General features: G+C 70.1%; 23 protein-coding genes and 3 tRNA genes. 19 read left to right on the top strand and 7 right to left on the bottom strand.

Translation table 11 applies throughout. From position 1 onward, the window contains the following. The first annotated feature begins 143 nt into the window (after window positions 1-143). Window positions 144-1,475 carry a cytochrome P450 gene (locus tag KE274_RS00600; protein WP_211539838.1) on the top strand — a complete coding sequence of 444 codons (1,332 nt, stop codon included), beginning with the start codon at window positions 144-146 and terminating at the stop codon, window positions 1,473-1,475. Between the two features lie 28 nt (window positions 1,476-1,503). Here KE274_RS00600 and KE274_RS00595 read toward each other — a convergent pair whose 3' ends face one another. Further along, the gene (locus tag KE274_RS00595) at window positions 1,504-1,836 is read right to left on the bottom strand and encodes a hypothetical protein (protein WP_211539836.1); all 333 of its coding nucleotides are present in this window, start codon (window positions 1,834-1,836) and stop codon (window positions 1,504-1,506) included. A gap of 447 nt (window positions 1,837-2,283) precedes the next feature. On the opposite strand from KE274_RS00595, the gene KE274_RS00590 reads away from it, so the two are divergent. From KE274_RS00590 to KE274_RS00565, 6 genes are all read left to right on the top strand, one after another. After that, complete coding sequence (locus tag KE274_RS00590) at window positions 2,284-2,550, top strand: hypothetical protein (protein WP_211539834.1); 267 nt, start codon at window positions 2,284-2,286, stop codon at window positions 2,548-2,550. Further along, window positions 2,547-2,894, top strand: a complete 348-nt coding sequence (locus KE274_RS00585) for a hypothetical protein (RefSeq protein WP_211539832.1) — start codon at window positions 2,547-2,549, stop codon at window positions 2,892-2,894. Before KE274_RS00590 ends, KE274_RS00585 begins: the two co-directional genes overlap by 4 nt. A 9-nt stretch (window positions 2,895-2,903) precedes the next feature. Beyond that, window positions 2,904-3,377, top strand: coding sequence for a MarR family winged helix-turn-helix transcriptional regulator (locus tag KE274_RS00580; RefSeq protein WP_211539831.1), 474 nt, complete (start codon window positions 2,904-2,906; stop codon window positions 3,375-3,377). Next, complete coding sequence (locus tag KE274_RS00575; RefSeq protein ID WP_211539828.1) at window positions 3,374-4,177, top strand: SDR family oxidoreductase; 804 nt, start codon at window positions 3,374-3,376, stop codon at window positions 4,175-4,177. The genes KE274_RS00580 and KE274_RS00575 overlap by 4 nt, the downstream gene beginning before the upstream one ends. A gap of 43 nt (window positions 4,178-4,220) precedes the next feature. Then, window positions 4,221-5,150 (top strand): methyltransferase family protein, encoded by a 930-nt coding sequence (locus KE274_RS00570; RefSeq protein ID WP_249185793.1) that lies wholly within the window; start codon window positions 4,221-4,223, stop codon window positions 5,148-5,150. A gap of 168 nt (window positions 5,151-5,318) precedes the next feature. Further along, window positions 5,319-6,464, top strand: a complete 1,146-nt coding sequence (locus KE274_RS00565; protein WP_211539820.1) for a calcium:proton antiporter — start codon at window positions 5,319-5,321, stop codon at window positions 6,462-6,464. Between the two features lie 40 nt (window positions 6,465-6,504). Here the strand turns inward: KE274_RS00565 and KE274_RS00560 are convergent, their stop codons facing one another. After that, window positions 6,505-7,377: an NAD(P)-dependent oxidoreductase gene (locus KE274_RS00560; RefSeq protein WP_211539819.1), complete on the bottom strand. Its 873-nt coding sequence runs from the start codon at window positions 7,375-7,377 to the stop codon at window positions 6,505-6,507. On the opposite strand from KE274_RS00560, the gene KE274_RS00555 reads away from it, so the two are divergent. Then, window positions 7,352-7,933 (top strand): DUF4258 domain-containing protein, encoded by a 582-nt coding sequence (locus KE274_RS00555; RefSeq protein ID WP_211539817.1) that lies wholly within the window; start codon window positions 7,352-7,354, stop codon window positions 7,931-7,933. The genes KE274_RS00560 and KE274_RS00555 overlap by 26 nt on opposite strands. Next, on the top strand, window positions 7,930-8,148 hold the full coding sequence (locus KE274_RS00550; protein ID WP_211539815.1) for a DUF2283 domain-containing protein: 219 nt from the start codon (window positions 7,930-7,932) through the stop codon (window positions 8,146-8,148). Before KE274_RS00555 ends, KE274_RS00550 begins: the two co-directional genes overlap by 4 nt. A gap of 106 nt (window positions 8,149-8,254) precedes the next feature. Here KE274_RS00550 and KE274_RS00545 read toward each other — a convergent pair. Then, a tRNA-Leu gene (locus KE274_RS00545) sits at window positions 8,255-8,337 on the bottom strand. Window positions 8,338-8,481: 144 nt separating this feature from the next. On the opposite strand from KE274_RS00545, the gene KE274_RS00540 reads away from it, so the two are divergent. Genes KE274_RS00540 through pknB form a run of 7 tightly spaced genes read left to right on the top strand, consistent with a single transcriptional unit; the run spans window position 8,482 to window position 17,338 of the window. Further along, window positions 8,482-9,204: an FhaA domain-containing protein gene (locus KE274_RS00540; protein WP_211539807.1), complete on the top strand. Its 723-nt coding sequence runs from the start codon at window positions 8,482-8,484 to the stop codon at window positions 9,202-9,204. Next, complete coding sequence (locus KE274_RS00535) at window positions 9,204-9,719, top strand: FHA domain-containing protein FhaB/FipA (RefSeq protein WP_211539805.1); 516 nt, start codon at window positions 9,204-9,206, stop codon at window positions 9,717-9,719. The genes KE274_RS00540 and KE274_RS00535 overlap by 1 nt, the downstream gene beginning before the upstream one ends. A gap of 7 nt (window positions 9,720-9,726) precedes the next feature. Continuing rightward, window positions 9,727-11,031, top strand: coding sequence for a PP2C family protein-serine/threonine phosphatase (locus tag KE274_RS00530; RefSeq protein WP_211539796.1), 1,305 nt, complete (start codon window positions 9,727-9,729; stop codon window positions 11,029-11,031). Beyond that, window positions 11,028-12,413 (top strand): FtsW/RodA/SpoVE family cell cycle protein, encoded by a 1,386-nt coding sequence (locus KE274_RS00525; RefSeq protein WP_211539794.1) that lies wholly within the window; start codon window positions 11,028-11,030, stop codon window positions 12,411-12,413. Before KE274_RS00530 ends, KE274_RS00525 begins: the two co-directional genes overlap by 4 nt. Window position 12,414: 1 nt before the next feature. Continuing rightward, window positions 12,415-13,869, top strand: coding sequence for a peptidoglycan D,D-transpeptidase FtsI family protein (locus tag KE274_RS00520; RefSeq protein WP_211539792.1), 1,455 nt, complete (start codon window positions 12,415-12,417; stop codon window positions 13,867-13,869). Continuing rightward, window positions 13,866-15,605 carry a serine/threonine-protein kinase gene (locus KE274_RS00515; RefSeq protein ID WP_249185790.1) on the top strand — a complete coding sequence of 580 codons (1,740 nt, stop codon included), beginning with the start codon at window positions 13,866-13,868 and terminating at the stop codon, window positions 15,603-15,605. The genes KE274_RS00520 and KE274_RS00515 overlap by 4 nt, the downstream gene beginning before the upstream one ends. Before the next feature lie 41 nt (window positions 15,606-15,646). Then, entirely contained in the window at window positions 15,647-17,338 is a 1,692-nt protein-coding gene (gene pknB / locus KE274_RS00510; protein ID WP_211539790.1) for a Stk1 family PASTA domain-containing Ser/Thr kinase, read from the top strand. Between the two features lie 15 nt (window positions 17,339-17,353). Here the strand turns inward: pknB and KE274_RS00505 are convergent, their stop codons facing one another. Genes KE274_RS00505 through KE274_RS00495 form a run of 3 tightly spaced genes read right to left on the bottom strand, consistent with a single transcriptional unit; the run spans window position 17,354 to window position 18,959 of the window. After that, window positions 17,354-17,986 carry an anthranilate synthase component II gene (locus KE274_RS00505; RefSeq protein WP_211539788.1) on the bottom strand — a complete coding sequence of 211 codons (633 nt, stop codon included), beginning with the start codon at window positions 17,984-17,986 and terminating at the stop codon, window positions 17,354-17,356. Further along, window positions 17,983-18,138, bottom strand: coding sequence for a hypothetical protein (locus KE274_RS00500; protein WP_211539785.1), 156 nt, complete (start codon window positions 18,136-18,138; stop codon window positions 17,983-17,985). The genes KE274_RS00505 and KE274_RS00500 overlap by 4 nt, the downstream gene beginning before the upstream one ends. A gap of 26 nt (window positions 18,139-18,164) precedes the next feature. Beyond that, window positions 18,165-18,959: a class E sortase gene (locus KE274_RS00495; RefSeq protein WP_211539766.1), complete on the bottom strand. Its 795-nt coding sequence runs from the start codon at window positions 18,957-18,959 to the stop codon at window positions 18,165-18,167. 101 nt (window positions 18,960-19,060) lie between these two features. Here KE274_RS00495 and KE274_RS00490 point away from each other — a divergent pair, with 101 nt between their 5' ends. The 3 genes from KE274_RS00490 (at window position 19,061) to KE274_RS00480 (ending at window position 19,606) form a co-directional block, all read left to right on the top strand. Next, window positions 19,061-19,300, top strand: a complete 240-nt coding sequence (locus KE274_RS00490; RefSeq protein WP_025102888.1) for a cell division protein CrgA — start codon at window positions 19,061-19,063, stop codon at window positions 19,298-19,300. Window positions 19,301-19,430: 130 nt separating this feature from the next. Next, window positions 19,431-19,504 (top strand) — tRNA-Ile (locus tag KE274_RS00485). Window positions 19,505-19,530: 26 nt separating this feature from the next. After that, window positions 19,531-19,606, top strand: a tRNA-Ala gene (locus KE274_RS00480). Window positions 19,607-19,727: 121 nt separating this feature from the next. Here the strand turns inward: KE274_RS00480 and KE274_RS00475 are convergent. Next, window positions 19,728-26,591, bottom strand: a complete 6,864-nt coding sequence (locus KE274_RS00475) for a DUF7507 domain-containing protein (protein WP_211539764.1) — start codon at window positions 26,589-26,591, stop codon at window positions 19,728-19,730. Window positions 26,592-26,723 lie beyond the last annotated feature (132 nt).

The raw sequence follows: 26,723 nt of genomic DNA, 5'->3' as shown, positions 1-26,723 counted from the left end.
ATTCCTCCGTTCCGCCGCCAGTGTGACGGGGGAGGGGCCGAGCGCACAGGCGCTTGACAACGGCCGCCGCGACCCCGCTAGCACAGTCGGCCGTCGAACGCTCCCCCCTGGAGGGCCCCCGCAGACACTGACAGGGTCGAGTCATGCTTCAGCGACTCACCACCCGGATCTCGCACGCCGCCGAGGCGGTCACGCACGAGGACTCTCCGTTCCTCCTCACGCGCGGCTACGACTTCGGGGCGCGCATCTGGCGGCGCGCACGCCCGGGCGCCCGGTCAGCCCCGATGCGGCTGCTGGGCGACGAAGCCGCCCTCGTGCGCGGCGCCGAGGGCATCGACCTGTTCTATGACGAGAGCCGCATCGCGCGTCACGGCGCCATGCCCGCGATCGTGCAGGAGACGCTGTTCGGACACGGTTCGGTGCACAGCCTCGACGGCGCCGCGCACCGGCACCGCAAGGCGACCTTCGTGACCGCCGCCTACGAAGACCGCCAGGTCGCGCGGCTGACGCCGTGGCTCGAGCGGGAGTGGGCGCGGGAGCGCGACGCCTGGCTGGACGGCGGCACGCGCAGTGCCTACGACGCCGCGGTCGGCGCGTTCGGCCGCGCCATCATGGGGTGGGCGGGCCTGCCGGGCACCGCGGCGGCCAAGACGCGCTGGGCGGCGCGACTCGCCCAGATCGTCGACGGGTTCGGCGTTCCCTACTCACCGGAGTACCTCGTCGCCACGCTGAACCGCGTGTGGTCGGACCGGCACGCGCAGCGGCTGATCGAGGCGGTGCGCGACGGTTCGCTCACCGCCGGGGAGGACACCGCGCTCTCGCTGTGGGCCGGGCACCGCGACGCCGACGGCGCGCTGCTCCCCGCGAAGACGGCCGGCATCGAGCTGCAGAACAGCATCCGGCCGATGATCGCGGCCGCCCGCTTCGTGGCGTTCGCGGCCAAGGAGCTGCATGACCGCCCCGAATGGCGCGCCCGCATCGCGGCCGAGACCGAGGAGCGCGGGGCCCTGGTCGGCGGACCGCTGGCGACCATGTTCGCGCAGGAGGTGCGCCGCACGGGGTTGTTCGTGCCAATGCTGCCCGGGCGTGCCCTCACCGACATCGAGATCGACGGCGTGCGGGTGCCGAAGGGCGGCCGCGTGGTGCTCGACATCCTCGGCACCGACACCGACGAGCAGTCGTGGGCGCACCCGCACCGCTTCGCACCGGAGCGCTTCACCGATGTGACCGACCACGAAGACGTCAAGACGTTCATCCCACAGGGCGGGGCCGACGTCGCCACGGGTCACCGCTGCCCGGGCGAGAAGCTCGTCGTGGCGGGCCTCACTGCCGCGATCGCCGTGCTCAGCGACCCGCGGTTGCGCGTGCTCGACGAGGGCCTGGAGGTGAACCGTCGACGGCTCCCCACCAAGCCCGCGTCAGGTGGTCGCGTGCGAGCGGCCGGCACCGGTCGCGGGTGCCCGTTCCCCCACTGAGCGCGGCGGCACCGTCCGCCAGCGCGCATCAGTCGGGGCGCTTGGCTCCCACCCCGGGCTCGTCGCTGTGGGCGGACTCGTATCCGGGTTCGGACGGCTCGGTGGATCCGTCGACGCGCGCGGCCGAGCCCGCACCCGCGTCGGCTCCCGCTCCACCCGCCGGAACGTTCTCGACACCATCCGCGCGGTCTCCGCCGCGCTCGTCCAGGTGCGCCGCGATCGACGCGCTGGACGGCGTCTCCTGTCCGCCCGGCTCGGAGGGGTAGTCCGGATCGGTCGGGTCCTGGCCCGACTCGACCCTGTCCTCCTCCTCCGGCTGCATGCGCTCCGGATCGCTCAAGTGGCCCTCGTCGTGCATCACGATGTGCTCCTCTCGTCGGGTGAGAGGTCCAGGGTGCGCCGGATGTCACGCCAGGACAGGGCCGTTGACAGCGCCCTCTCGCGCGGGTATCCGGCGCACCCTCCGGACCGGAACGGCATGGAAGTCAAATTCCCGATGAGCCAGAAAAAATGCGGTCCTCTGGACCACGCGGTGCGGCGCTCGCGTCGGGGCCTGCCCCTCCGAGTCGACCATCGTCACCTCGTGTCGTTGTTTTGAATGACTCAAAATAAAGTGGTACGGTCGGAGGGAACCGGACGGCCAGACCGAGGTTCCCGCGCCGCACTCGACGGCGATCAGGGGAGCAGCGCGGGCCGCACAACCGCACGACCACACACGGGGGCACCTACCCCGAGGCGGTCGTGCGCGCCGCCAGGGGCCGCCGGCCCCTCCGCGCGAGCCTGCCCTCCGGTCGAGAGAGGACAACGCATGGAAGAGTCACGACCCGCCCGCCGCTCCAGCCCCGGATTCGTCTCGATGCCGCACGCCCTGGGACGCGGTGCTCGCGAGGACATCGTCTGGGAGGCACTCGAGCGCATCGACGGCAAGCCGGCCCCGGAGATCGGCGCGATGCAGGCCGCGATGGGGAACGAGGCCGAGGTCCGCCTGGTGCACGACACCGTCCGCGCGTACCTCGACGCCCGGGGTCTGCGGGATACCGCCGCCTGGGCCGAGCGCATCGGGGTCGCGGAGTGACGCCCCTCGGCCCCCGCGCCGCCGGAGCCGCGGTGCTGCAGGTGCGCGGTGAGTACGCCCTCCCCGTGACCCCACGGGACCTGCACACCGAAGCACCGCGGCCACGAGAGGGCGGGATCGTCGCGCAGTTGCGGTCGGCGGGCCTCGGCGGCAGTTCGTACGTGGTCGCTCCCGCGGGCGTGGCGCCGAGCGCGATCGTGCTGGAGTACGGCGACGGGCGCGAGCGGCACTGGCGGCGAGGCCGCGGGACCTCGGGCGACCTCGTGCCGTACGTGCTGGTCGACGACACGGGTTCGACGGGGTACATCACCGAGAACAGTTGCCTCAAGCAACAAAAGGCGTAGACTGAGGGCATGGCGAACGCCGAGAGCATCGCCGACATCCACGTCGCCCTCGTGAGCGTGGTGTCGGCGTGGAGCGAGAGCGACGTGCAGGCCCAGGTGGCCGAGAGCGTCGGCGTCTCGCTCGACCCCACCGCGATCCGCGCCGTGTACCTGCTCGGGCTGCACGGGGGAGCGCTCGGATTCGGCGCCCTCGCCGAGCATGCATCGATGTCCCGGCCGACCACGTCCAAGCTGGTCGCCCGCATGGCCGCGCAGGGCGTCGTCGACCCGATCCGCACCGGTCGCACGGTCGAGGTGCGTCTCGCGCCCGCCGGCGAGCAGGCGTACGCGCGCCTGGTCGAAGCCGGTCACCGGATGGTCGAAGACGCCCTCGCCGGCTGGGACGCCGCGGAGATCGCGGCGTTCCGGCAGCAGCTCACCCGCTTCGTCTTCGCCCTCGCCGGCACGCCGTCGGCGCCGTCCACCCAGGAGGAATCATCATGACCCGCACCTACGTCGTCACCGGCTCGGCATCCGGAATCGGAGCCGCCACCGCCACCCTGCTGCGCGCGCAGGGCCACACCGTGATCGGTGTCGACCTCGCGGGTGCCGAGGTGGAGGGCGACCTCTCCACGCACGACGGACGCCTCGCCGCCGCGCAGGCCGCCGTGGAAGCCGCGGACGGCAGCATCGACGCCGTGATCGCCTGCGCCGGGATCGCCGCTCCGATCGCGAAGACCATGGCGATCAACTACTTCGGCGTCACCGAGTTCCTGGAGGCGCTGCGGCCCACGCTCAGCCTGGCCGACGCGCCGCGTGCCGCCGTGGTGTCGTCGATGGCATCGCTGCAGCCCGTGTCCGCCGAGCTCGTCGACGCCGCCCTCGCCGGCGACGAGACCCGGGCGCTGGAGATCGGCGACCAGCTCGCGGCCACCCCCGAGGGCGGGTTCCTCAACTACTCGTCGAGCAAGCGCGCGGTGTCCCGGTGGGTGCGCCGCGAGTCGGTCACGCCCGCATGGGCCGGCGCCGGTATCCCGCTGAACGCCGTGGCCCCCGGCACCGTGACCACCGCCATGACCGCCGGACTGCTCGCCTCGCCGGAGGGTCTGGCGCAGGTGGACGCCGCCGTGCCGATGCCGCTCAACTACCACCAGCCGGCCTCGTCGATCGCGGAGCTGCTGGTGTGGCTGACCAGCCCCGCCAACACGCACATGGCCGGTCAGACGATCTACTGCGACGGCGGCGCCGACGCCGTGCTCCGCGGCGACGACATCTGGTCGTGGAACGACGCCCCGCAGCACTGACCCGCGCGGAGTCGGGCCGCGCGTCTGACCTAGACTGACGGCCATGGGGGAGTTGTGGCGCCGGATGTCGCCGCGCTCCTGGGGTCGACTCTTCTTCGGGCTGCAGGCCGTCGCCGGCGCCGCGTGGTGGATCGCCGTGTTCACGTGGCCCGGCGTCCGCACCGTCACCCTCGGCGCGCTCGACCCCGCGCTCGTCGCCCTGCTCGACGTTCCGCTGTTCGTGCTGGGCTCGGCCCTCGCGGCCCTGGGGGTGCGCGCGGCGGTGTGGGTGGCCGCCGGATGGACCGCCGTGGTCGCGGCCGGGATGGCGCTGTACGCCACGGTCACCGGCATGGCGGGCTGGGGCGCACTGCTCATGGTCGCCGCGGCTCTGGGGTCGATCGGCGCCGCCGTGCTCGTGCTCACCGGGCGGGTTCCAGCGGAGTGGCTGCTGCGCGGACCCTTCCGGTTCCGGCTCGCGGCCACCGCCCGGCCCGTGGCGCACCTGTCGCGCACGGCCGTGCAGATCCTGGTGTTCACCGCGGTGTTCCTGGTGGCGCTGCCCGCCGTGATCGCGGTCGTGGAGCATCGGTGGGGCCTGCACGTGCCGTTCCCCGTGGCCGTGCGCGTCGCGGGAGTCGTGCTGTTCGCGGTCGCGTTCGCGCTGTCGATGTGGTCGGCGACCGCCATGTCGATGCGGGGCGAGGGCACCCCGCTTCCCTCCGCGATGCCCCGGCGGCTCGTGGTCGCGGGGCCCTACCGGTTCGTGCGCAACCCGATGGCGGTCGGCGGTATCGCGCAGGGCGTCGCGGTCGGCCTCATGGCAGGCTCCTGGCTCGTGGTGCTCTACGCGCTGTGCGGTTCGCTGGTGTGGAACGCGCTCGTGCGACCGCTGGAGGAGGCCGACCTGGAGGCGCGGTTCGGTGCCGAGTTCCGCACCTACCGCGACCGCGTGGCCTGCTGGGTTCCGCGGCGACCCCGCCTTCCGGTGTAGCGCTTCGACGGCGGGCGCCCTGCACAGGCGGTGTTGCGGTTCCGCCGCTACGCTGGAGCCGTCCCCGGTCACCGGGGCAGCGGACGAGGGAGCAGTACCCGCACACGACGACTGACTCACGAGGGAGTCGTCATGTCCAAGGTGAGGCCGACCGCCGAGGAGCCGTCCATGAGCCGACCGTCGATCAGGCAACTGATCACCCCCGTCGACGTGGTCCGCGTGGTGCTCGGCTGGGGCGCGTTCGGGGCCCTGCTGCTCGCGCATCCGCTGCTCGCGCCGCCCGTGCCCGGCCCGCTGCTGGTGGTCGCGCTCGTCGGCATCGTCGCGGTGATCCTGGTGTGCGCGTTCGGCGTGGTGAAGCAGGCGGAGGCGCTGGCGCACCGCCTCGGCGACCCCTACGGCTCGCTCGTGCTCACCCTGTCGATCGTGCTGATCGAGGTGATCCTGATCTCCGCGGTCATGCTCGGGCCGGGTGAGCACGCGACGATCGCCCGTGACTCCGTGATGGCCGTGTCGATGATCATCCTCAACCTGGTGATCGGTCTCGCCCTGCTGCTCGGCGGCCTCCGTCACCGCGGCATGGCGCACAACCGCACCGGCACGTCGGCGTACCTGGCGATGCTCGTGGTGCTGGTCGCCCTCGGCATCGCGCTGCCCGGACTCATCGGCGACGACGGGGCGTACACGGTGGGGCAGGAGATCCCGATCATCGTGCTGACCCTCGCGCTGTACGCGTTCTTCCTGTTCCGGCAGATGGGGGCGCAGGCCGACGACTTCACCGAGGTGGACGAGCGGCTGCGGCGGGTCGCGGCGCCGACCGAGGAGCCGCGCCCGGGGATCCGCGAGGTGCTGGCCGCGCATCGCACCGAGGTCGTGACGCGACTGATCCTGCTCGTGGTCACGGTGGTGCCGATCGTGCTGCTGTCGCACGACATGGCGGCGCTGCTCGACGACGGTCTCGCCCGGGTCGGAGCGCCCGTGGCCCTCGCCGGACTCCTGATCGCGGGCATCGTGTTCCTGCCCGAGTCGATCACGGCCGTGCGCGCCGCGCTGAACGGGGAGGCGCAGCGCGTGACGAACCTGTGCCACGGCGCGCTCGTGTCGACCGTGGGGCTCACGATCCCCGCGGTGCTGGTGATCGGCATGCTCACGGGGCAGACGGTGGTGCTGGCCGAGTCGCCCGCGAACCTGCTGATGCTCGGGGTCACGCTGCTGCTGTCGGTCACGACCTTCTCCGCGAAGCGGGTGACCGCGATGCACGGCGCGGCGCACCTCGCGACCTTCGCCGTGTACGTGCTGATCCTGTTCAGCTGACCGGCGCACGGGCGGGTGCGGGCGGCCCTCGCGGCGCGACTCAGCGGGCGTCGTACGCGGCGATCACCGCGATCATGTCCTGCGCACCGAGTCCCGCCCGGTTCGCCTCGTCGAACAGTTCGCGGCTCGCGTGGATGAGGGGGTGCGCGGCCCCGGCGGCGACCGCGGCGTCCTCCACGAGCCGGGCGTTCTTGAGCACGTCGGCGATCGCGGCCTGGGCGCCGAAGTCGCCGTCGACCAGCATCGACGCCTTGGTGGTGGAGACGGGCGAGGCCATGGGTCCCGCCGCGAGGACGTCGCGCAGCACCGCCGGATCCACACCCAGGTGTGCGCCGATGTGGAACGTCTCGGCGAGTCCGGTGACCATCGTGATCAGGAAGGTGTTGACGGACAGCTTCATCGCCAGCGCCGACGGCACCGGGCCGCAGCGGAACCGCTGGCCGCACATCGCGTCGATCACGGGCTCCACGCGCGTGAGGTCGTCGGGGTCGCCAGCGAGCATCGCGACCAGTGTCCCCGCGGTGGCGGGGCCGCGGGAGCCCGACACGGGCGCTTCCACGTATCGGCCGCCGGCGTCGCGCACCTCGTCGGCGAGCGCGGCGGAGAACGCGGTCGTGAAGGTGCCCATCTGCACGATGGTGCGGTCGCGCACGAGCTCCGCGAAGGCGGGGTCGCCGCGGTGGAGGATCGCATCGACGCCGGGTTCGTCGCGGAGCATCAGGACGACGGTCTCGGCCTGCGCGAACAGCGCGGCCACGCCGTCGGCGGCTCGCGCGCCCTTGTTCACCAGCGTCGCGACCGGTTCCGGCTGCCGTGCCCAGACGACGACGTCGAAGCCGGCCCGCACCAGGTTCGTGGCCATCGGCACCCCCATGATGCCGAGCCCGATGAAGCCCACCGTCCGTGATCCCATGCCCGCCTCCTTGGGTCAGCCGCGCGAGGCGGTCGTCGCGGCGTCGTGTGCGCCCGACGCGTGTGCGCCCGGCCCGTCGCGAGGCGAGCCCACCCAGTACGAGTATTCGTTGAGCCTTCCCGAAGGCGCGTCATTGGAGGCGATCTCCGATGGCAGTGTCGCCGTTGTCGGTTCCGATGGGATCGTCATCGGCCTTTTTGCAGCACCCTGGGCCAAGGACGCGACCGGGGCCGCCGTTCCCACGCACTACGAGATCGAAGGCACCGCGCTGACCCAGGTCGTTCAGCACGGCAGCGCTGCCTATCCCGTCATGGCAGACCCATTCTGGATTCCGCTCTTCGGTCTCGTCGCTCGCTGGACCACTCATGCCCTGAATCAGGCCGCGAAGCGAAACATCTCGCACCAGGCGATCCAGCGTGCGGTGCAGGAGGGAAAATCGAAGCCCGGCAATCAGGCGGGCACCACACTGTTCAACCACAACGGCATCTACGTCGTCGTGAACAATAAGACGGGCGCAATCATCACGACCTATACGGCAGGCGGAGGAGGAATGTGAGCACGTTCAGTTACGACGGAGAAGCAGACGCCGCATACCTGGGATTCGGAACGATCGAAGCAGGAGAGTCCACGCGTCAGGTCCCCCTGGCGTTGCCGGACGGGGTGCGCGGCGAGGTCATCCTCGATTTCGACGCAGACGGCCACCTCCTCGGAGTGGAGATACTGCAGGCCTCCGCCCTCCTACGGCCCCGGGACCTCGAACGCGGACAGTAGCCGCGTCGCCCCTACCAATACATGAAGAGCCGGTCAGATTTACAGCCTGACCGGCTCTTTCAATGTACGAACACATCGGGCTGAATAAACGAATACAGCCTCGCTGTGCGCGAGGGGGGACTTGAACCCCCACGTCCATACGGACACTGGCACCTGAAGCCAGCGCGTCTACCATTCCGCCACTCGCGCGAGTGTCTCGTTCCGAAGAACTCAACTTCCCGAGGATATCACGCGTTTTCGGTCCCGATGCACACTCCCGGAGGGGCCGCGGCGGCGTTCCCCCAGGTCACCTGGCTACGATGTCCCTACCGGTCGGCATGCCAGAGGAGCCCAGTGGGACTACTTGACAGCTTTGAGAAGGGTCTCGAGCGCGCAGTGAACAGCGCGTTCGCGAAGACCTTCCGCAGCGGCATTCAGCCGGTGGAGATCGCCTCGGCTCTGCGCCGCGAGGCCGACACGAAGGCCGCGGTCGTCAGCCGCGACCGCATCATCGCCCCGAACAGCTACGTGGTGCGGTTGAGCCCCGACGACGCCGATCGCATGCGGGGTCTCGGCGGTGCGCTCACCGACGAGCTCCACGCCCTGCTCACGAAGCACGCGTCCGCGCAGGGGTACAGCTTCGCGGGGCCCCTGTCGCTCACGCTCGAGGCCGACGAGAAGGTCGCGACCGGCACGGTGCGCGTCAGTTCCGGCACCGTCGAGGGGCGCGTCAACTGGCAGGCCGTGGTCGATGTCGACGGCCGCCGCCACGCTCTCACCAGGGCCCGTACGGTCATCGGTCGCGGGTCCGACGCCGACATCACGATCGCCGACGCGGGCTCGAGCCGTAAGCACGCGGAGATCCTGTGGGACGGCGAGCGCGCCATGCTCCGCGACATGGGCTCGACGAACGGCACGAAGGTGAACGGCCAGAAGCTCCGCGAGGCCGCGCTGCCGTCCGACACCACGATCACGATCGGCCGCACCGACCTGGTGTTCCGCATCGTCCCCGTCGCCGCCCCCTCGCGCCCGCAGCGCCCGGGCGACGACGCGACCAGGGCGTTCGGAGCCTTCTGATGAGCGAACTCGTCCTGCTCCTGCTGCGCATCGGCTTCCTGGTGTTGCTGTGGTTCTTCGTGTTCGGGGTCGTGTATTCGCTGCGCGCCGACCTGTTCGGGGTCAAGGCACGCAAGCTGCCCGCCGAGGCAGCCGCCGGTGCTCCGGTCGCCGCCGCGCCCGCCGCCCCCGCGAAGCCCTCCGCGTCGTCGCGCCCCTCGTCGGGTCCCGCAACGGTGGCGACCGCGAAGCGTCTGGTCATCACGTCCGGCCCCAAGGCGGGACTGGAGCTGCCGCTGGGCTCCGACTCGATGACGATCGGCCGCTCCAGCGAGTCCGCGCTCGTGATCCGCGACGACTACACCTCCAGCCACCACGCCCGGCTGCTCCTGCGCGGAGACACCTGGGCGATCCAGGACCTCGACTCCACGAACGGCACTTTCGTCGCCGGCCAGCGCGTGACCGGAGGCCCGGTCGCCCTCAGCCTCGGCACCCCCGTCAAGGTGGGCGCCACGACGTTCGAGCTGAGGGCCTGACGCCGGCATGGTCTTCGAGGGCTCGAGCGTCGCGATCTCCCACACCGGGAAGGTCCGCTCCAACAACCAGGACTCCGGGTACTCCGGGGCGAACCTGTTCGTCGTCGCCGACGGCATGGGCGGCCACGCGGGCGGAGACGTCGCCTCGAGCATCGCGATCCAGCGCCTGGAGCCCCTCGACCAGCCGTACGCCTCCACGGAGGATGCGCAGGCCGCGCTGCAGGCTGCCGCGACGACCGCCGCGGGCGACCTGATCCGCGCCGCGAAGGACCGGCCGGAGCTCGCGGGTCTGGGCACCACGCTCAGCGCCATCATCATGGTCGACGAGTACGCGGTGATCGGGCACATCGGCGACTCGCGCATCTACCTCTACCGCGACGACGCGCTCACGCAGATCACGGCGGACCACACGTTCGTGCAGCGCCTGGTCGACTCGGGCCGCATCACCCCGGAGGAGGCGCGTTACCACCCGCGCCGCTCGGTGCTGATGCGCGTGCTCAGCGACATGGACTCCGACCCCGAGCTCGACATGTTCGTCATGCACACGCAGCCGGGCGACCGCTGGCTGCTGTGCTCGGACGGGCTGTCGGGCGTGGTCGACGAGGCACGCATCCTCAAGGCCATGCAGCTGGGTCTCGCGCCGGGTCGCACGGCCGACAACCTGCTCAAGCAGGCGCTCGACGGCGGTGCGCCGGACAACGTCACGATCGTGCTGGTCGACGTGGGCGGGCAGCACCCGATCCATTCCGGCACCGCGACGATCGTGGGCGCCGCATCCAACCCGTCCGGCGTCTACGTGCCGCCGGTGCGCGCTCCTCGCAGCAACTGGCTGCACCCGGTGCGCCAGGCTGCGAACGAGCCGAGCCACTTCGAGCCCGCACCCGAGTATCTCGAGGAGCTGATCGAGGAAGATCGTCGCCGCGCCAAGCGCCGCCGCCTCGGCTGGTTCGCCGGAGTGCTGGTGGTGATCGCGATGCTGGCCTTCGCCGCCTTCGCCGCCTACAGCTGGACTCAGACGCGCTACTTCATCGGTGCCGACGACGACAGCGTGGTGATCTTCCAGGGCGTGCAGCAGAACATCGGCCCGATCACCCTCTCCACTCCGGTGGAGGACACCGACATCCTCCTCGCCGACCTCCCGCCGTATCAGCGGGCGTCGGTGGAGCGCACGATCTCCGCCCGCTCGCTGTCCGACGCGATGGCCATCGTCGACCGTCTGCGCACGGGCGCCGAGGCGAACGTGATCGAGCAGACCCCGCTGCCCACGCCGGCGCCCACCCCGAGCGACACCCCGGCCGGGGGTGAGGGATGAGCACCGATGTGCAGGCCGACACCACCGTCATCAAGGCGCTGAAGCGACTGCGCATGCCGCAGACGCAGCGCAACCGCGAGTTCTGGCTGCTGCTGTTCGCGTGCGCCATCAGCGGGGCCGCGCTGACCCTCGTGCAGCTGGGTGCGCTGGGCGTGATCGACCCGATGATCCTCGCGATCGGCGGCGGCCTGGCCGTGCTGGCGTTCGCCCTGCACATCGTGCTGCGTTTCGTGGCGTCCGACGCCGACCCGTTTGTGCTGCCGATCGCGACCCTGCTGACCGGGCTCGGCGTGGCGATGATCTACCGCATCGACATCGCGTACAAGAACACCGGGTGGGACGCGTACTCCACCAAGCAGCTGGCGTGGACGGCGATCTCCCTCGCAGGCGCGATCGCCGTGGTGATCCTGCTGCGCAACTACCGCGTGCTCTTCCGGTACACGTACATCTTCGGTCTCGCGGGCATCCTGCTCCTGCTGCTGCCGTTCGTTCCCGGGCTGCGCATCGCCGACGCGAACGCTCAGGTGTGGGTGTCGCTCGGCGGCATCTTCGCGTTCCAGCCGGGCGAGCTCGCGAAGATCTGCCTCGCGATCTTCTTCGCCGGATACCTCGTGCGCACGCGTGAGAGCCTGACGTCGGTGGGCAAGCGGGTGCTCGGGATCACGTGGCCGCGCATGCGCGAGCTCGGGCCCGTTCTCGTGGTGTGGGCCATCTCGCTCGGCATCATCGTGTTCCAGCGCGACCTGGGCACGGGAACGCTGATCTTCGGCATGTTCGTCGCGATGCTGTACGTCGCGACCGGCAAGACCAGCTGGGTGCTGATCGGACTCGGACTGGTGGTTGCCGGTGTCGCCGTGGCCACGCAGATCCTCAGCTACGTGCGCGGCCGCTTCATCAACTGGCTGTTCCTGTTCGACTCGTCGCAGGTCGATCCCGACGTCGCGGGCTACCAGCCGATGCAGGGTCTGTTCGGTCTGGCGCGCGGCGGTCTGATCGGCACGGGCTGGGGCCAGGGGCGCCCGGAGATCACGCCGCTCGCGCACAGCGACTACATCATCACGAGCCTCGGGGAGGAGCTCGGGCTGATCGGGCTGTTCGCGATCCTGTGCCTGTACATGGTGTTCGTCAGCCGCGGCGTGCGCATCGGTCTCGCCGGTCAGGACGACTTCGGCAAGCTGCTCGCGACCGGGCTGTCGTTCACGATCGCGCTGCAGGTGTTCATCATGGTCGGCGGTGTCACCCGGCTCATCCCGCTGACGGGTCTGACCACGCCGTTCCTCGCGGCGGGTGGTTCGTCGCTGGTGGCGAACTGGCTCATCGTGGCGCTGCTGCTGCGCATCTCCGACGGCGTGCGCCGTCAGCCCAGGGTGGTGATCGGCTGACATGACCAGAGAGCTCCGCCGCCTCAGCATCATCATGCTGTTCATGTTCATCGCGCTGTTCGCCGCGACCAGCTGGATCCAGGTCGTCGAATCCGACAGCCTCGCGCAGAACCCGCACAACAAGCGCACCCGGCTGGACAGCTTCGAGATCCAGCGCGGCGCGATCATCGTCGACGGCGCCGCGATCGCGAGCTCCACGCCCAGCGACGACCAGTACCGCTTCCAGCGCGTGTACACCGATCCGGCGCTGTGGGAGACCGTCACCGGCTACTTCAACCCCGCGCTCGGGTCGACCACGGGCATCGAGAAGGCGATGAACGCCGACCTCTCCGGCACCGGGTCGAACGCCTTCTTCTCCGAGATCGAGCGCATCCTGTCCGGCCAGCCGCAGCGCGGCTACAGCGTCGAGCTGTCGTTGAACACGGCGGCGCAGCGGGCCGCCGCCGAGGCGCTCGACGGCCTCCAGGGTGCGGTGGTCGCGATGGACCCGAAGACGGGGCGCATCCTCGCGATGGTCTCGACGCCCGGGTTCGACACGAACCTGATGGCGACGCACGACGCGAACGCCGCGAACGCCACCTACGACCAGCTCGTCGCCGATCCGGGCAAGCCGCTGTCGAACCGGGCGATCGCGGGCGACCTCAACCCGCCGGGCTCCACGTTCAAGCTGGTCACGGCGGCCGCGGCGTATGCGAGCGGCAAGTGGACCCCCGAGTCCACGCTCCCGAACCCGGCGCTGTACACGCTGCCCGGCTCGTCCAACCGCGTGTCGAACGCGTGGGGTGACACCTGCGGTCCCGGTGCGACCGTGACGATCGCCGAGGCCATCCGCCTCAGCTGCAACATCCCGATGGCGGAGCTCGCCGTCGAGCTCGGCGACGACGCGATCCGGGAGATGGCGGAGAAGTTCGGCTTCAACCAGAGCTTCGACACGCCGCTCCCCTCGACCCCGTCCAGCTACCCGCGGGGGCTCGACGACGCGCAGACCGCACTCAGCGGTTTCGGTCAGGGTCAGGTCACCGCCACGCCGCTGCAGATGGCGATGGTGTCGGCCGGCATCGCGAACGACGGGGTGGTCATGAACCCGCAGCTGGTGGACGCCGTGATCGGCAACGACCTTTCGGTCATCAAGGCGTTCCAGAACAGCGAGTTCGGGCGGGCGATGGAGGCCGACGTGGCGAACGAGATCACCTCCGCCATGGTCGCCAGCGTCTCAAACGGCGCGGCCCAGGGTGCAAGAATAGACGGGGTCGATGTGGCCGGTAAGACGGGCACGGCAGAGAACGGAAACAGGCCGCACACGCTGTGGTTCACGGGGTTCGCCCCGGCGAACGACCCGTCGGTCGCAGTAGCGGTCGTCGTCGAAGACGGCGGCGGACAGGGACAGTCAGGTAGCGGTGACACCATCGCCGCTCCGATTGCGAAGAAGGTCATAGAGGCGGTGCTGGGCAGATGAGGCCGACGCAGGGTGTGTCGTTCGGTGGTCGTTACGAGCTGCAGTCGCGGATCGCGATCGGTGGCATGGGCGAGGTGTGGGAGGCGACGGATCACGTCATCGGGCGTACCGTCGCGATCAAGATCCTCAAGGACGAGTACATGGGGGACCCGGGGTTCCTCGAGCGGTTCCGCGCCGAGGCGCGTCACGCCGCGCTCGTCAACCACGAGGGCATCGCCAGCGTGTTCGACTACGGCGAGGAGAACGGCAGCGCCTACCTGGTCATGGAGCTCGTGCCCGGTGAGGCGCTGTCCACGATCCTCGAGCGCGACGGTGCGCTGAGCGCCGACAAGACGCTCGACATCGTCGCCCAGACGGCCTCCGCGCTGCAGGCTGCACACGCCGCCGGACTGGTGCACCGCGACATCAAGCCGGGCAACCTGCTGATCACGCCCGATGGCCGTGTGAAGATCACCGACTTCGGCATCGCCCGCATCGCCGACCAGGTCCCGCTGACGGCGACCGGTCAGGTGATGGGCACCGTGCAGTACCTCTCGCCCGAGCAGGCCTCCGGTCACCCCGCGTCGCCCGCCACCGACACCTATTCGCTGGGCATCGTGGCGTACGAGTGCCTGGCCGGCAAGCGTCCGTTCACGGGCGAGTCGCAGGTGGCGATCGCGATGGCGCAGATCAACGAGCAGCCGCCGCCGCTGCCGCCGACCGTGCCGATCCCGGTGCAGAACCTGGTCATGGCGATGATCGCCAAGAAGCCCGCCGACCGCCCGTCCTCGGCGGCGACCGTCGCCCGGGCCGCGCAGGCCCTGCGTCGCGGCGACCTGAACTCGGCGGCGATCGCTGTCCCGGCGATCGCGACGGGCGGCATCGCCGGCGACGACGACGCGACGCGCATGCTGACGGCGTCGAACGACGGTGCCACGCGCATCCTCCCCACCACCGCGCAGCTTCCCACCGAGGAGGCCGTCGCGGAGGAGGAGAAGAAGAAGAAGAAGCGCAGCCCGTGGACGTGGCCGCTGATCGCCCTGATCGCCCTGCTGATCATCGTGCTCGGCGGAACGTTGTGGGCGATGTTCGGCAACCGCGGCGAAGACCCGAAGCCGTCGGACACCCCGACCACCGCGCAGACCACGCCGCAGACGCCGTCGCAGACTCCCACTCCGGAGGTGACGCGGGTCGACGTGGCTGCGCTGAACCTCAACGGCTCGGACTGTGCGACGGCCACGGCGACGCTGAAGGACGCGGGCTTCACGAACAACATCACGTGCGCCGACGGCGACCCCGCTCCGAGCGACGCGGAGGTCGGCCAGGTGTACCGCGTGCAGCCCACCGGCAACGTGGAGACCACGACGCCGATCACGCTGACCGTGTACGCCGCCCGCACCCCGCTGCCCACCCCGACCGACACTCCGACGCTCACGGGCGACCCGGTCGCGGGCAGCACCGTCACGGTGGCCTGGGGCACCGGCTTCACGTGCCCGAGTGGCACCACGCTGTCGGGCTATGTCGTGTCGCTGCAGAACGGCACGTTCGTCTCGGGCGGCCCGAACTTCCAGCCCACGCAGCGCAACACGCAGGTGAAGGTCGGTGACGCGGTGGGCCAGCAGCTCATCGTCACGTACCAGGCCATGTGCTCGGGTGGCGACCAGCGCACGTCGAACGCGTCGCCTCCGCTGTCGGTCACGATCACGGCGCCGGACGACGGCGGCGAGGGTGACGGCGGCGAGGGCGGCCAAGGGTAGCCTGTAGTCCAGCTGTTTGTAGTTTTTCAGGGGGGTCATCCGTGTCGACAGAGCCACAAGTCATCGCGGGCCGGTACCGCGTCGACGAGCTCATCGGGCACGGCGGAATGGCGAAGGTGTATCGCGGATACGACCTGACCCTGGGTCGCGAGATCGCGATCAAGCTCCTCGACCCCGAGCTGGCCAGGGACACCAGTTTCCGCACGCGGTTCCGCCTGGAGGCACAGGCCGCGTCGCGTATGTCGCACCCGTCGATCGTGCGGGTGTACGACGCGGGCGACCCGTCCACGGCCGACCCTTCGTCCTCCGAGCCGCCGTACATCGTGATGGAGCTCGTCAAGGGCACGCTGCTGAAGAAGATCATCGCCGAGGGCCCGGTGCCCGTGGACGATGCGGTGCGCTACGTCGACGGCATCCTCGAGGCGCTGGACTACTCGCACCGCGCGGGCGTCGTGCATCGCGACATCAAGCCGGGCAACGTGATGGTGACCGACAAGGGTCAGGTCAAGGTCATGGACTTCGGCATCGCCCGCGCCGTGTCCGACTCCTCCTCGACGGTCGCGGAGACCACGCAGATCATCGGGACGGCCGCGTACTTCTCGCCGGAGCAGGCGAAGGGCGAGCCGGTCGACGCGCGCGCCGACCTGTACTCCACGGGCGTGGTGCTGTACGAGCTGCTGACCGGTCGCCAGCCGTTCCGCGGGGAGTCCCCGGTCGCGGTGGCGTACCAGCACGTGAGTGAGACCCCGATCCCGCCGTCCGAGGTGAACGAGGACTCTCCGGCGGCGCTCGACCCGATCGTGCTGCGGGCCCTCGCGAAGGATCCGTACCAGCGCTTCCCCGACGCCGCGCACTTCCGCGCCGCCCTCGACTCGGCCGTGACCGGAGCCGCTCCGACGCGCAAGGAGATCGGTGCGCTCACGAGTGAGCTGTACGGTCCGAGCCCGCGTCAGGCGCAGGAGACGGCCCGTTCGCTGCGGCAGCTCAGCAGCGACACCACGATGACGCGCACGCAGTCGGGCCCGCCCGTGGCGTGGATCTGGGCGGGTGTCGCGCTGCTCGCCGTGCTGCTCGCGTCGGTGCTGTTCTGGGTGGTCACCATCAGCATGCGTCCGTCGGACGTGCCGAGCACGTCGCGCGTCGTGCCCGACCTGACGAACGTGGCGTCGGAGCGCGCGCAGGACGACCTGGCGAAACTCGACCTGTCGTCGAAGATCGTGATCGAGTCGAGCCCCGACATCGCCGAGGGCAACGTGATCCGCACCGACCCGGAGAGCGGGGTGTCGGTGGAGCAGGGCTCCACGATCACGCTGTACGTGTCGTCCGGTGAGGAGACCGTGGTCGTGCCGAAGCTCGAGGGCATGTCGCTGGCGGCCGCTACGGAGGCGCTGGAGAACGCGGGGCTGCAGCTCGGCACGGTCACGCAGCGCAACGACAAGGGTCTCGCCGCGAACACCGTGATGACGGCGAGCGAGAAGGCCGACACCGAGGTGGCGCCGAACACGGTCGTGAACCTCGAGGTCGCGAGCGGCAAGGTCACGCTGTCGGATGTCGTCGGCTGGTCGGTCGACTCCGCATCGAAGGCGTTGACGGATCTCGGACTCACGCCGGTGCCGATCGAGCAGAGCGACTGCCCGGCCACCGATCCGGCCACGGTGCACTCGATGTCGGTGGCTCCGGGCGACGTGCCGATCAACTCCTCGGTCGAGCTCCGCTACTGCACCGGCTCCTGACGCGGGCGGTCGCGGTCAGCGCGAGAGCGGATGCAACCGCCCCGCGCGCGCCACGGCGTCCGCGTCGCCGCACAGCCGGAGCCAGTTGGCCAGCAGCCGGTATCCGCCTTCGGTGAGCACGCTTTCCGGGTGGAACTGCACCCCGTGGATCGGCAGCGTGCGGTGCCGGATCGCCATGACCGTGCCGCTCTGCGTGCGCGCGGTCACCGCGAGGTCGTCGGGGAGGTCGTGCTCCGCGAGGGCGAGGGAGTGATAGCGCCCCACGTCGAACGGCGAGGGGATGCCGTCGAAGAGGGGGGAGCCGTCGTGCTCGACCGTGGAGACCATGCCGTGCATGAGCTCCGGGGCCTCGGTCACGGGTGCCCCCAGTGCCGCGCCGATCACCTGATGCCCCAGGCACACGCCCAGCGTGGGGACGGACGCGCGCGCGGCGAGGCGCATGGCGTCGAGTGAGACGCCCGCGTCCTCGGGCGAGCCGGGGCCGGGGGAGAGCAGCAGCGCGTCGTGCGTGGCGAGCAGTTCGGCGACTCCGGCCGCATCGACCGCGTCGGCCTCGACGATGGTGGTGTCGGCACCGAGCTCGTGGAGGTAGCCGATCAGGGTGTGCACGAAGCTGTCGTGGTTGTCCACCACGAGCACGCGGGTCATTCGACGTCGACCTCGCCGGGCGTGATGAACGGGCTGACCCACGGGAACACGTACCAGAACAGGGCGTACAGCACGGCGGCGACCACGATCAGCAGGATGAGCACCCGCAGCCACCACGGACCGGGCAGCAGGCGCCAGAGTGCGGCGTACATGGGTCTTGTCTCCTGATCGTTCGTGGTCACACCGACGGGGCGGCGGGCGGAGGCGGCGGGTCGGTCAGCGCGGACGGCGGTCCTTCGGCGCGCGGCTGGAAGCTCTCGAACACCCCATAGGCGACGATCCGTTCGGCCAGGGAGTACAGCGGAGAGCAGGCGGTGAGGGTGATGTACTGCTCCCCGGTCTGCTGCTCGGGCATCTGCGGCACGTCGGCGAGCACGTCGGTCTGCGAGGGCTTCACGTACTCGAGCGTGCGGAAGCGGTAGGTGTACCAGCCGTCCGGGGTCTCGACCACGATCGCGTCGTTGAGCTGCAGCTTGTCGAGCTGGTTGAACGGCTTGCCCCAGGTGGTCCGGTGTCCGGCGAGGGAGAAGTTGCCCACCTCGCCCGGCATCTTCGAGTCGGTGTAGACGCCGATGCCCTTCTGGTCGAGCGTCCGGGCCCGGCTGGTGCCGCCGAAGATCCCGAAGTTGTACTCGGCGCCGAACCGGGGGATGTGCATCTGCCCGAACCAGGCGCCGTCGGCGGGGGCGGCGGGCACGGGCGCCTGATACACCGTGGTGCCGTCGTCGGTCTCGACCTTCGGTGGCAACGCGGGCGGCTCGGCCTCCGCCAGCTGCTGCGACACCGCGGCGCCCTCGTCGTTCTTCTGCGCCGCGATGATGATGTCGCCGATCCACATCTGCCACGCCACGAAGAGGAGCACGATCACCCCGGCGGTGAGCAGCAGCTCGCCGAGCACGCTCGCGAACGTGGCGCGCGACCGCGGTCGCTCCCGACGTCCGTGGCGCCCCCCAGGCGCGGCGGATGCAGTCATGGCGCGATCATATCCGCCGACGCTGAACGACGGCCCGCGCCCGCGCACCCGGAAGCAACCGCATCTCGTGGGCGCAGAGGTCTCCCGGGTACAATGACGGCATGGCACGAGACCGCAAGACCGAAGAACCCGCCGTCGAGCGCGCCGAGGGCGACGCCGCCCCCAACGCCGTGTGGTTCAAGCCGGTGATGATCGGCTTCATGCTCCTCGGCCTCGCGTGGATCCTCGTGTTCTACATCTCCGGGATGCAGTTCCCGATCCCCGGCCTCGACAACTGGAACCTCGCGATCGGTCTGGGCATCGCCCTCATCGGCTTCCTCATGACCACGCGCTGGCGCTGACCAGCCACTTCTCTTCCGAAGCCCCCTCGCCGCGCGAGGGGGCTTCGTCGTGCCGGGAAAGGTGCGCATCGTGCTCCTCGGGCTCGATTCGGAATTTCCGAGATTCTCCGGTAAAGTCTTGGAGGTTGACGGGGCTATAGCTCAGGCGGTTAGAGCGCTTCACTGATAATGAAGAGGTCCCAGGTTCAAGTCCTGGTAGCCCCACCCTTTCAATTCAAGAAATCCCTCACGGGGCCTTAGCTCAGTTGGTAGAGCGCCTGCTTTGCAAGCAGGATGTCAGGAGTTCGAATCTCCTAGGCTCCACCAGATTCGTTCCCTGCCGGCGGCCTTGGTCGCCGGCTTTTCTGTTGCCCCGCGCGTCCGCGGAGGAACGGAGACGCGGCGGACCCGGAGTCTCCGACCCCGGGTCCCGCCGGCCCTCCGGATCTCACACGGTGTGGCCGCGCCGACGACGCCGTCCGATGGCGAACAGCCCGGCTCCCGCGAGCAGGAACGCGAGTGCTGCCGCGCTCCACCCGAGCGGCACCGACCCACCGGTCGTCGGGAGGTGCGCGGGACCCGGTGCCGGCGGGATGTCCGTGGGCGTCTCGACCGTGGACGGGTCGCTGCGGATGGGGTCGCCGTCGCCGGTCGTGCCCGTGGCGGTCGCCGTGTTGCTCAGCGCCTTTCCGGTCGCCTCAGCCGCGGTCACGGTGTGCGAGGCACTGCAGTCGAGCGACTCCCCGGGCGGCAGCGGGGCCGCGGGGCAGCTGATCGGCTCGCCCGCCTCGTCGAGCAGCGGATCGTCGACCCCGCTGTCACTCATCGTGACGTTGCCGGTGTTGGTGATCCGGAAGCCGTAGTGGATCACCTCGCCCGCATCGGCGATGTCGTCTCGGTCGCCGTCGTCCAGCACCTCGGTCTTCACGAGCGCCAGGGACGGCTGCTGGTCGGTCGGGGTCGTGGTCGTGCTCGGGTTCGATGGCACGGCGGGCCCACCCGGGGGCGTGCCGGTCGCGGTCGCGGTGTTCTTGACGGCACCCGCGTCCAGGTCGGCCTGCGTGATGGCGTAGGGCTCCGAGGTGCACGTGGCGGTCTCCCCGACGGCGAGCGTGGTCGCATCGCAGGTGACGGCGCCCACCTTGGGGTCGTCGACCGTGACACCGCTCAGCGGAACATTGCCGGTGTTGGTCGCGGTGAACGTGTAGACGATGGTGTCACCGACGTCGGTCAGTCCGTTGCCGTTGACGTCGGCCGGGGTGCCCGCGCTCTTCTCGAACGTCAGCGCGGGAGCCGACGGCACCACGGGGGTGTCCGTCGTGTCGTCGTTCGATGGCACGCGGTCACCGCCGGGGGAGCTGCCCGCGCCGGCCGCGGTGTTCTCCGCCTGACCGGCCGTCTCGTCGTCCGCGGTGATCGTGTACGGCTCGGCCGAGCACGAGGCGACCTCACCGGGCGCGAGGGTCGTGACGTCGCACACGACGACGCCGACCTCCGGATCCGTGACCACGATGTCGGTCACCGTCACGTTGCCGGTGTTGGTCACCGTGAACGTGTAGGCGATGGTGTCGCCCGCATCGGTGAGGCCGTTCGCGTTCACGTCGACGGGCGTGCCAGCGGTCTTGTCGAACAGCAGCTGCGGAGCCTGATCGACCGGCGTGTTCGTGGTGTCGGGGTTCGACGGCACGGCGGGCTCGCCCGGGGGTGTGCCGGCGGCGGTGGCCGTGTTCTCCACCGAGCCCGCATCCGCTTCCGCCTGGGTGATGGTGTACGGCGCGGCCGTGCAGCTGGCGACTTCGCCCGGGGCCAGGGATGTCACGTCACAGGTGACCGGGCCCAGCTTCGGGTCGGTCACGGTCACGTCGGCCACCGGGACGTTGCCGGTGTTGGTCACCGTGAACGTGTACGCGATCGTGTCGCCCGCGTCGGTGAGGCCGTCGCCGTCGACGTCGACCGGGGTGCCCGCGGTCTTCTCGAACAGCAGCGACGGCGCCGACGGTTCCACCGGGGTCGTGGTCGAGTCCTCGTTCGACGGGACCGTGTCGCCCGCGGGGTCGGTGCCCGACGCGGTCGCGGTGTTGTCCACCGACCCGGCGGCCTCGTCGTCCTCGGTGACCGTGTAGGCCGCGGCGGTGCAGGTCGCCACCTCGCCCGGGGCCAGGCTCGTCACATCACAGGTCACGGCACCGACCTTCGGGTCGTCCACCGTGACATCCGTCATCGTCACGTTGCCCGTGTTGGTGACGGTGAACGTGAACGCGATCGTGTCGCCCGCATCGGTGATGCCGTTGGCATTCACATCCACCGGAGCTCCCGCGGTCTTCTCCAGCGTCAGCGCGGGCGAACGATCGGTCGGAGTCGTGGTGGTGTCCGGTTCGGACGGCACGGCCGGTTCGCCCGGGGGAGTGCCCGACGCGGTCGCGGAGTTGTCCACGGAGCCGTTGTCGACGTCGGCCTGCGTGATCGCGTACGGGTCGGACGTGCAGGTCGCGACCGCACCGGGGGCGAGGGTGGTCGTGTCACAGATCACCGCGCCCACCTTCGGATCGTTCACGGCGATGTCGGCGAGCGGGACGTTCCCGGTGTTCGCGACCGTGAACGTGTAGACGATGATGTCGCCGAGGTCCGTCACCCCGTTGCCGTTCACGTCGACCGGGTCTCCAGCGGACTTGTCCAGGGTGAGCGAGGGCGCGGACGCCTCGGCCGGGGTCGAGGTCGAGTCCTCGTTCGACGGAACCGTGTCACCCGCGGGGTCGGTGCCCGACGCGGTCGCGGTGTTGTCCACCGAACCCGCATCCTGATCCGCGGCCGTGATCACGTACGGCGCCGCCGCACAGGTCGCGACCTCTCCCGGCGCGAGCGTCGTCACGTCACACGTCACCGGGCCCACCTTCGGGTCGTCCACCACCACATCCGTCATCGTGACGTTGCCCGTGTTCGTCACCGTGAACGTGAACGCGATCGTGTCGCCCGCATCGGTGAGGCCGTTCGCATTCACATCCACCGGAGCTCCCGCGGTCTTCTCCAACTCCAACGCGGGAGCCGGAGCGACCACCGGGGTCGACGTCGAGTCCTCGTTCGACGGAACCGTGTCACCCGCGGGGTCGGTGCCCGACGCGGTCGCGGTGTTGTCCACCGAACCCGCATCCTGATCCGCGGCCGTGATCACGTACGGCGCCGCCGCACACGTCGCGACCTCTCCCGGCGCGAGCGTCGTCACGTCACACGTGACCGCCCCCACCTTCGGGTCGTCCACGGCAACATCCGTCATCGTCACGTTGCCCGTATTCGTCACCGTGAACGTGAACGCGATCGTGTCACCGGCATCGGTGAGGCCGTTCGCATTCACATCCACCGGAGCTCCCGCGGTCTTCTCCAACTCCAACGCGGGAGCCGGAGCGACCACCGGGGTCGAGGTCGAGTCCTCGTTCGACGGCACCGTGTCACCCGCGGGGTCGGTGCCCGACGCGGTCGCGGTGTTGTCCACCGAACCCGCGGCCTGATCGTCCGCCGTGATCACGTACGGCGCCGCCGCACAGGTCGCGACCTCTCCCGGCGCGAGCGTCGTCACGTCACACGTGACCGCGCCCACCTTCGGGTCGTCCACCACCACATCCGTCATCGTGACGTTGCCCGTGTTCGTCACCGTGAACGTGAACGCGATCGTGTCGCCCGCATCCACCAGACCATCCGCATTCACGTCCACCGGAGCACCCGCGGTCTTCTCCAGCGTCAGCTCAGGCGACGGATCCGTGGGGGTCGTGGTCGTGTCCGGCTCCGACGGCACGGCGGGCTCACCCGGGGGCGTGCCCGTCGCCGTGGCGGAGTTGTCCACACTTCCGTTGTCCACATCCGCCTGCGCGATCACATACGGCGCCGCGGCACACGTCGCCACCGCACCCGGGGCGAGCGTCGTGACGTCACACGTCACCGCGCCCACCTTCGGATCGTCCACCGCCACATCCGCGAGCGGCACGTTGCCGGTGTTCGTGACCGTGAACGTGTACGCGATCGTGTCACCCAGGTCGGTGATGCCGTTGCCGTTGACGTCCACCGGGTCTCCGGCGACCTTGTCGATGGTGAGGGCCGGAGCCGACGGCACGACCGGAGTGGTGGTCGAGTCCTCGTTCGACGGCACGGGGTCGCCGCCGGGCCCGGTGCCCGACGCCGATGCCGTGTTCACGACCTCGCCCGCCGCCTCGTCCGCCGCGGTGATGGCGTAGGGACCCGCGGTGCAGGTGGCGACTGCTCCGGGCGCTAGCGTCGTGACATCACACGTGACCGCGCCCACCACGTCGTCGGCCACCGCGATGCCGTCCACCGTCACGGTCCCGGTGTTGGTCACCGTGAAGGTGTAGGCGATCGTGTCCCCCTCGTCGGTGAGGCCGTTCGCATTCACGTCCACCGGCGTACCCGCTGTCTTGTCGAATTCGAGCGACGGGTTCTGGTCGATCGGAGTGGTGGTGGAGTCGTCGTTCGACGGCACCGGGTCGCCGGCGGGGTCCGTGCCGGACGCCGAGGCCGTGTTCTCGATCTCGCCCGCATCGACATCGGCCTGGGCGATGGCGTAGGGCGCGGCGGTACACGTGGCGACCTCGGTCGGCGCGAGGCTGGTGACGTCACACGTGACCGGGCCCACCTTCGGGTCGCTCACGGTAACGTCCGTCACCGTCACGTTGCCGGTGTTCGTCACCGTGAACGTGTAGGCGATCGTGTCGCCCGCATCCGTGACGCCGTTGCCGTTGAGGTCCACCGGCGTGCCCGCGGTCTTGTCGAACTCGAGCGCCGGAGCCGGTGCGACAACGGGCGTGCTGGTCGCGTCGTCGTCAGACGTCACGGCGTCACCCGCGGGGTCGGTGCCCGACGCGGAGGCGGTGTTGTCGACGGAGCCCGCGTCCTGGTCCGCCGCTGTGATCGTGTACGGCGCCGCCGTGCAGGTGGCCACCGCGGCCGGGGCCAGTGTCGTCACATCGCAGGTCACGGTGCCGAGCTTCGGGTCGTCCACGGCGACGTCCGCCACCGTCACGGTGCCGGTGTTCGTCACCGTGAACGTGTACGCGATCGTGTCGCCCGCATCCACCAGACCGTCGCCGTTCGTGTCGACCGGCGTGCCCGCTGTCTTGTCGAACGTCAGCTCGGTCGTCTGATCGGTCGGTGTCGTGGTGGACGACTCGTTCGAGGGAACGGGGTCGCCGCCGGGATCGATGCCCGAGGCCGTGGCCGTGTTCGCCACCTCGCCCGCATCGGTCTCCGCCTGCGTGATCTCGTACGGGGCGGCCGTGCAGGTCGCCACCTCGGTCGGCGCGAGGCTGGTCACGTCGCACGTGACCGCGCCAACTTTGGGGTCGCTGACGGTCAGGTCGTTGACCGTCACGTTGCCGGTGTTCGTCACCGTGAACGTGTACGCGATCGTGTCGCCCGCGTCGACGGAGCCGTTGCCGTTCACGTCCACCGGGGTGCCCGCCTGCTTGTCGAGCTGGAGCGCGGACAGACCCTCGACCGTGTTCGACGTCTCGATCGGCGTCGGCTCCTGCGCGGAGCTCACGCTTGCCGTGTTGGTGTACGAGTCGACCGTGGCCGGTGCCGGGGCGTCCACGGTCACCTGGTAGCGGACGGTCATCGTCTGGCCGGGCGGGATCGTGAACGGGTCGGTCGGTCCGACGAGCGTTCCCGTCACCGGGTCCCCGCCGACCAGGTCGGGATTCGCGCCGCCGGGGGCGTTGTCACGCGTCGCCGTGCCCTGCGTCACGACGGTGGACTCGGGGGCATAGGTGACTCCGGGAGGGATCACGTCATCGACGGTGAGGCCGGTCTGCGCGATCGTGCCCGAGTTGGTGACGGTGAGCGTGTACGTCAGCGTCTGTCCGCCCTCGACGATGCCGTCCGCGTCGTCGTTCGCCTTGGTGATCGCCAGCCCGGGAGCGAGCACCTCGATCGGGGCCGAGAACGGCGTCGCGCTGGGCCCCACCACATCCGCCGCGAGGTTCCCCGCGGGGATCGTGTTGGTCTGCGCGCCCGGGGCGACGCCGACCACCGGAACGGTGATCTGGCAGCTGCCGTTGACGATCGAACCATTGGGACCGCTCGCTGCCGGCACCGATGCGCCGGTCAGCGCCATCGTCCCGCTCCCGGCCGCCGCGGTGACCGTCCCGCCGGTACAGGTGGTCGTCGGCGCGGGCGACGCCGCGACCCGGATGTTGGACGGAAGGTCGTCGGTCAGCGCCACCCCCGTCAGTGCGGGTGTCGGCGCGATGTTCGGGTTCGTGATCGTGATGGTGAGCAGCGTCGTCTCCCCCATCGCGATCGGTGATTTCGCGAACGACTTCGCGCCCGTGAGTGGAGGCAGACACGAGAACGCCGGGGTGTGACCGTCGGGAAGCGCCTGGAGCGACGTCTGATCCGTCGTGTACGTCCATGACGCCGGTGGTCCCACGGTCACCAGTCGGTCGATCGTCCCGGCGGCGCCATCCACGCCGGCGATGTAGACCTCGTTCCCGATCGGTGAGGCGACCGCGATCCGCATGTTGCTGCCGCCGGCCACGAACGTCCGAAGCAGCGCGCCGGTCGATGCGTCGTAGACATAGGTGTGTCCCGCGGCCGAGGTCGCGACGAGGTAGTTGGTCCCGGGGACGAACGTGAGCCCGTGAATGTTCTCGGGCGCGGTGATCGTGCGGACGAGGGCGGACGGAGCGGCGGTGTTGTGGATTTGAATCGACGTGGTCTGTGCGGCGCTCGCGACGAAGGCCGTGTTCACTGCCACAGTGTGGGCCGGGGCGGCTCCGGCGATCACCCGCGAAGCGGTGGTCGAGCCGCTGTTCATGTCGATCACCGCGATGCCGCCGGTCGTGTTGTCCATGGCGACGAAGAGCTCGTTTCCGTTCGCGTCCATCCATCCGGGACGCGATGCTGTGCCGCCCACCGTGATGACGCGCGACACGGTGTTCGTTGCGGTGTCGATCACGCTGACGGTGTTGGTGCCGTAGTTGGAGATGTACACCTGCGAACCGTCGGCCGAGCTCCATGCACCGACCGGCGTGGAGAAGGTGGGCGACGTGATGGTCGTGACGGCCATCGTGGCGGTGTCGATGCGCTGCACCGTACCGTTGCCGTTCGCGACATACACCGCGGAGCCGTTCGGCAGCGAAGCCAGACCGTACGGCGTCCCCCCGACGGTCACGTTCCGAACGTTCGTGTCTGTTCCGGTGTACACCGCGGAGACCGAACCCGAGTTCGAGTTGACGAAGTAGGCGTACCCCTCGGTGCTGGAGCAGTCGAACGTGAACTCGGCCCGCGCGGGAACAGGTGGGGTCACTATGGCGACGATGTAGCCCGCTAGCAGGGCGAACAGCGTGAGGATCGCCCACGTGCGTCTCGTTCTCGAGCCCCCTGAAGGCGACGTGATGAAATTGTGGCGTTCAGACGCGAACATCCGACCCTCCGGCAA

It is taken from the genome of Microbacterium paraoxydans (assembly GCF_018224615.1).
GTDB lineage: Bacteria > Actinomycetota > Actinomycetes > Actinomycetales > Microbacteriaceae > Microbacterium > Microbacterium paraoxydans_B.
Note: the sequence above shows the minus strand (reverse complement) of the source record. Positions and strands in the feature narration are given on the sequence as shown.